Annotated in this window: 3 protein-coding genes; all 3 read left to right on the forward strand. The window is 44.6% G+C overall.

What is annotated here, in order from left to right; all coding sequences use genetic code 11:
* The first annotated feature begins 250 nt into the window (after positions 1 to 250).
* The 3 genes from A5294_RS05895 to A5294_RS05905 are packed head-to-tail and all read left to right on the forward strand — an operon-like array spanning position 251 to position 4117.
* Positions 251 to 1234, forward strand: a complete 984-nt coding sequence (locus A5294_RS05895; RefSeq protein ID WP_012914500.1) for an ABC transporter permease — start codon at positions 251 to 253, stop codon at positions 1232 to 1234.
* A gap of 24 nt (positions 1235 to 1258) precedes the next feature.
* A complete protein-coding gene (locus A5294_RS05900; protein WP_004104713.1) occupies positions 1259 to 2206 on the forward strand; it encodes an ABC transporter permease in 948 nt (315 codons plus the stop codon).
* 21 nt (positions 2207 to 2227) lie between these two features.
* Positions 2228 to 4117, forward strand: a complete 1890-nt coding sequence (locus tag A5294_RS05905; protein ID WP_004104711.1) for an ABC transporter ATP-binding protein — start codon at positions 2228 to 2230, stop codon at positions 4115 to 4117.
* The last annotated feature ends 109 nt before the right edge of the window (positions 4118 to 4226 follow it).

The raw sequence follows: 4226 nt of genomic DNA on the forward strand, positions 1-4226 counted from the left end.
GTATAATATAACTTATATATACGAAATTTTTCCCTTGGATATTGAGAAAAGTGCTGTGCAAAAATATTTTCTGTTTGTCTCTTTGTACATAGCTTGGCTAAAAATATACTAATTATGTGTCCGGATTGACAAGGGTCGATTCAAACACGCCTTTTTCAAGGTCGAGTGTTAGATCGGCAATACTGTAAATCACAAGATTTATGGATGCCGAATGGAGGTAAAAAATGGCTAGTCGTAGAAAAGAGTCACAATGATACGATACATCGTTAAACGATGCCTGAATTATGTGGTGATGTTGTTTGTTGCCGTATCCATGACGTATTTCTTGACAAGTGCTTTTATGAGACCGCGTTCGAACTACATGTCTAGGCATCCGCATCCACCTATTGCATCAATCAACCGTTCTTTGGATTTGGCAAATATTAACGACCAGACTCCAGTGTTTACTCGTTATTGCCGTTGGATTTACAACATTTTTACTAAGTGGGATTGGGGATTGAGCCCAGATCAGGCTCCAGTTGGTCCGGCAATTATGTCTCGTATTGGCGCATCTGTTCAGCTGGTTACTGGCGCTACAATTCTTGGCATTGTTCTCGGTGTTAGCGTTGGTGTTTACACTGCTATCCGTCAGTACAAGTGGCAAGATAGAGTTCTTAATTCCACCGCAACCTTCCTGCTGGTTGTTCCTGCAGCAGTTTTGGGTTTGATGGTTGTGCTTGCTGCTATTAGCATTAACCGCGCAACAGGCGTGCGACTTTTCTACGTTACTGGTTTGCACTCTTACCAGGGTTCTGACCCGTTCATGTTCCTTCTTGACTTCCTTCAGCATTTGATTTTGCCGACGATTGTTATGACAATTCCTGGCATGGTTGGGTATCATTTAACGCAGCGCACGTATCTTCTCGATACTATGAATGCTGATTACGTTCGTACGGCTCGCGCTAAGGGCTTACCTTTGAATTTGGCTATTCGCCGCCACGCTTTGCGTACTTCTTTGATTCCAACAGCTGTTGACGTCGCCTTCTCTATTGCAGGCGTGTTTACGGGTGCTGTGATTACTGAAACCGTGTTTGCTATTAACGGTCTTGGTAGCTACTTCGTTCAGACCATTATGCAGAACGATATTAACGGTTCTGTTGCTATTGCAGCGTTTGGTGCTGTATGTACCTTAGTTGGTGCTCTGCTTGCAGATATCTTCTCTGCTTGGCTCGACCCACGTATTCGTTTGAACTAGCAGAACAGTGTAGGTGAATTTGATATGAATAAAAAAGATGTATCTTCAAAACCTCAAGAGTCTGCTGCAGATAGAAAAGCTACTGCTGGTGCCTGGGGCAACTTTAAACGCACTGGTAAGATGACGCTTTATACGCGTCGATTCTTCCGTCGCCCGTCTGCAGTTGTGGGCTTGGTTATGCTTGTAATTTTGATTCTTTTTGCTTTGTTTGGCTCAAAGATTTCAAAGTGGAGCTACGACGAACCAGACTTTTCTTCTCTAGCAACTCCTCCTTCTGCAGAGCATTGGCTTGGCACTACGCCAGGCGGTTCAGACATGTACGCAATGGTTGTGCGCGGACTTGGCCGTTCACTTTCCATTGGTATTGTTAGTTCTATTACCATTACAGTTATTGCTGCTTTGGTTGGTACTGCCATTTCTTACTTCGAAGGATGGTTTGAGCAGGTTGGTATGTGGCTTTTGGACATGCTGCTGATTGTTCCTTCCTTCCTGCTGATTGCTTTAATCATTAGTGCTTCTAGTGGTGGTAGCGATTGGCTGTGGTTGGCATTTGGCTTAACAGCTTTTGGTTGGATTGGTTACGCTCGTACTCTTCGTACGTTGACTTTGAGCTTGCGCGAACGTGAGTATGTTCGTGCAGCTAAGTTCGAGGGCGTTTCTTCGTTCCGCATTATTGTGCGCCACTTGGTTCCAAACTTGGGTTCTGTATTGATTATTAACACGGTTCTTGGTGTTATTGGTGCGATTAACGGCGAAACTGCTTTGAGCTTCTTGGGCCTTGGTATTAAGGCTCCGGATACTTCTCTTGGTACTTTGCTTAATGCTGGCCAAAGCGTTGTGCAGACTTCTCCGTGGGTGCTTTTGGTGCCGTCTGCAGTGCTTGTTTTGCTAACCTTCTCCGTGCAGCTTATTGGTGACGGTTTGCGTGATGCCATTGATCCATATTCTAGGTCTGTTGGTAAGGCCGACTAACGAGCGTTTGGAGTGATAAACATGACTGATATTGCAAATAACGCTATTAAGGAAGAAACCACGATGGAAGATCAAAACAACGAACCGTTGCTTTCAGTACGCGACTTGCAAGTTAGCTTCGCTTCTGAAGCTGGTACTGTGCATGCTGTGCGCGGAATGAATTTTGATTTGTACCGCGGAAAGACTATTGGTATCGTTGGCGAGTCCGGTTCCGGTAAGTCGGTTACTTCTTTGGCTGTGATGGGCTTACTCGATAAGAATGCTAGTGTTAAAGGTTCGGTTAAGTATAAGGGCGAGGAGCTTCTTACTAAAACTGATCTTGAGATGAGTAAGATTCGTGGCAAGAATATTGCCATGGTTTTCCAGGATCCTCTTTCTGCTTTAACTCCAGTTTTCTCTATTGGTGATCAGCTTAAGGAAGCTTTGGTTATTCATAACCCGGACATGAGCGAAGAGCAGATTCGCGAGCGTTCTATTGAATTGCTTGATTTGGTTGGTATTACTAAGCCGGCTGAGCGTTTGAAGGCTTTCCCTCACGAGTTTTCTGGTGGTATGCGCCAGCGCGTGATGATTGCTATGGCAATTGCTAACGATCCGGATATTATTATTGCAGACGAGCCTACTACCGCTTTGGATGTGACTATTCAGGCTCAGGTTTTGGAAGTTTTGAAGAAAGCTCAGCGCGAAACCGGCGCTGCAATGATTTTCATTACTCACGATTTGGGCGTAATTGCTGGCGTTGCAGACGAAGTTATTGTTATGTACGCGGGCCATTTGGTTGAGCATAATAGCGTTGAGGAGATTTTTGCTCACCCAACTCAGCCGTACACTATTGGCTTGTTGGGCGCTGTTCCTCGCGTTGATCAAAAGCGCACTCGTCGTTTGACTCCAATTTCTAAGCCGACTATGGATATGCTTATGGCTGAAGAAGAGAGCGGCGACGACAGCACTATGATTGGTCTTGAAGCGGAAAGCGAAACTGTTCGCTCGCTGCTTCATGCGGAAACCGAAAAGCCAATTAAGCCAATGTTTGAAGGCATTCCTCGTGAGCAACGAAAAGTTGTTTTGGATGTTAAGAACTTGGTTAAAACATTCCCAATTACTAGCGGCGGCTTCTTGCGACGTAAGGTTGGCGAAGTTCGCGCGGTTGATGGTGTGAGTATTGAGGTTCGTGAAGGCGAAACTGTGGCTTTGGTTGGCGAGTCTGGTTCTGGTAAGTCCACGACTTTGATGGAGATTATGGGCTTGAAGAAGCCTGAGTCTGGTTCTATTACAGTTTTTGGTACTGAGTTGAACGATAAGTTGACTCGTGAGCAGCGTCGCGAACTTCGTTCTAAGATTCAGTACGTGTTCCAGGATCCAATGAGTTCTCTTGATCCTCGTATGCTTGTTTACGATATTTTGGCCGAGCCTTTGCTTGTGCAAAAGAAGTCGAAGGAAGAAATTCGCCAGCGTATTGCTGAGCTTATGCAATTGGTTGAGTTGAATCCTGATCAAGTTGATCGCTTCCCAACGCAGTTCTCCGGCGGCCAGCGTCAGCGTATCGCTATTGCTCGCGCTTTGGCTGTGAATCCTAAGCTTTTGCTTCTTGATGAGCCAGTTTCGGCTTTGGATGTTTCTATTCAGGCTGGAATTATTAACTTGCTTGAAGATTTGCAAGACAAGTTGGGTGTTGCTTACTTGTTCGTGGCGCATAACATGGCTGTTGTTCGACATATTTCTAGCCGAATTGCTGTTATGTATCACGGTCGAATTGTTGAATCTGGTGAAACGGATGAGGTGTTTGATAATCCAAAGCACCCTTACACTCAGGCTTTGATTAGCGCTGTGCCAATTCCGGATCCTACAATTGAGAAGAACCGTAAGCGTATTATTCTTTCTGAAGAAGATAATTTTGACGATGTTAGGTAATTCATGACTTGTTGATTTTAGTTAATCTTCATCAACCTGAATAAATTACTTAGTCGCGCATGTTTATTACAACATGCGCGACTTTTTATTGTGTAACATAAATTTAAAA

The organism is Gardnerella sp. 30-4, from assembly GCF_001641215.1.
Taxonomy (GTDB): domain Bacteria; phylum Actinomycetota; class Actinomycetes; order Actinomycetales; family Bifidobacteriaceae; genus Bifidobacterium; species Bifidobacterium leopoldii.

Bases quoted from the DNA above. Each gene is read 5' to 3' on its own strand.
- A5294_RS05895 (WP_012914500.1), top strand. From the start codon at position 251: ATGATACGATACATCGTTAAACGATGCCTGAATTATGTGGTGATGTTG.
- A5294_RS05900 (WP_004104713.1), top strand. From the start codon at position 1,259: ATGAATAAAAAAGATGTATCTTCAAAACCTCAAGAGTCTGCTGCAGAT.
- A5294_RS05905 (WP_004104711.1), top strand. From the start codon at position 2,228: ATGACTGATATTGCAAATAACGCTATTAAGGAAGAAACCACGATGGAA.